Source organism: Agarivorans sp. 2_MG-2023, assembly GCF_030548085.1.
Classification (GTDB): domain Bacteria; phylum Pseudomonadota; class Gammaproteobacteria; order Enterobacterales; family Celerinatantimonadaceae; genus Agarivorans.
Genome location: NZ_JAUORQ010000033.1, coordinates 1 through 1442, shown reverse-complemented (window position 1 = coordinate 1442; position 1442 = coordinate 1). Strand labels below are relative to the sequence as shown.

Here is a 1442-nt window from a genome sequence, read left to right as displayed (position 1 = left end):
CTCGAGAGCAAGCCGATGGCAGCCGTACCGTGGTGGAAACTGAACATTGGATAGCAGTAGTGCCGTATTGGGCCGCTTGGCCTTTTGAAACCATGCTCATGCCTAAAACCCATATTCGCCGGATGAGTGAGCTCAGTGATGCCCAGCGTGATGACTTAGCACTGGCGATGAAAAAACTCACCAGCCGTTACGACAACTTATTTCAGTGCTCATTCCCGTATTCCATGGGCTGGCACTATGCGCCGTTTTTCAAAGAGGGCGATACCTCGACCGAACATTGGCAATTACACGCCTTGTTCTACCCACCGCTATTACGCTCAGCCAGCGTACGTAAGTTTATGGTGGGCTACGAGATGTTAGCGGAAAGCCAACGAGATTTAACCGCTGAGCAAGCGGCCAGCAAACTGCGCGACCTTAGCGACGTGCATTACAAAGAACAACAGGACTAAGGAGCTGCGCATGACCCAACGTCAACAACACCTCATCGATACGGTCAGCAATGCCTTTATCAATATGACGAGCTCAGCCCCAGCAAGGCTGATTCAAGCCCCTGGCCGGGTAAACTTAATTGGTGAACATACCGATTACAACGACGGCTTTGTGCTGCCCTGTGCCATTGACTACCAAGCCGTTGTGGCAGCTTCACCGCGCAGCGATAATATCGTGCGTGTGGTATCAGTAGATTACGATAACCAAGTGAACGAGTTTGATATTAGCCAGCCGCTACAGTTTGATGAAAACTGCATGTGGGTAAACTACATTCGCGGCGTCATTGATTGCCTACAAAAAGAAGGCTTCACCCTTGGTGGCGCCGATTTAGCGGTGAGTGGTAACGTGCCACAAGGCGCTGGTTTAAGCTCATCGGCTGCCCTTGAAGTGGTGATTGGTCAAACCTTTAAAACCCTGTTTAACCTAAACGTCTCGCAACAGAAATTGGCGCTGATTGGCCAAGCGGCGGAAAACAACTTTGTAGGGTGTAATTGCGGCATTATGGACCAGCTTATCTCCGCCGAAGGTAAAGCCAATCACGCCCTACTGATTGATTGCCGCTCGCTAGAGACGCAAGCAGTGGCCATGCCAGAAGACATGGCGGTGGTGATAATCAACTCCAACAAAAAACGCGGTTTAGTGGACAGTGAATACAATACCCGCCGCGAGCAATGTGAAGCCGCCGCAAAAGGTTTAGGCGTGAGTTCACTGCGTGATGTGAGTGAAGCCCTGTTTGCGGAAAAGCAACACAGCCTCGACCCAGTGGTGGCCAAACGCGCGCGCCACGTGATAACTGAAAATGCCCGCACCTTAGCGGCAGCCGAGGCCCTAAAAGCCAACGACATGGCGACCTTGAGTGTACTGATGGAGCAATCTCATGCCTCAATGCGTGATGATTTTGAAATCACCGTACCGGAAGTGAACTGCATTGTGGATATCGTGAAACAGGTGCT

2 protein-coding genes are annotated in these 1442 nt (G+C 51.2%); both read left to right on the top strand.

All coding sequences use genetic code 11. The features are described 5' to 3' along the window. A partial coding sequence (gene galT / locus Q4549_RS21840) for a galactose-1-phosphate uridylyltransferase (protein ID WP_303554602.1) occupies window positions 1–449 on the top strand: 449 nt, incomplete at its 5' end. Window positions 450–513: 64 nt separating this feature from the next. Beyond that, the coding region (galK, locus tag Q4549_RS21835; protein ID WP_303554604.1) for a galactokinase at window positions 514–1442 on the top strand (929 nt) is incomplete at its 3' end.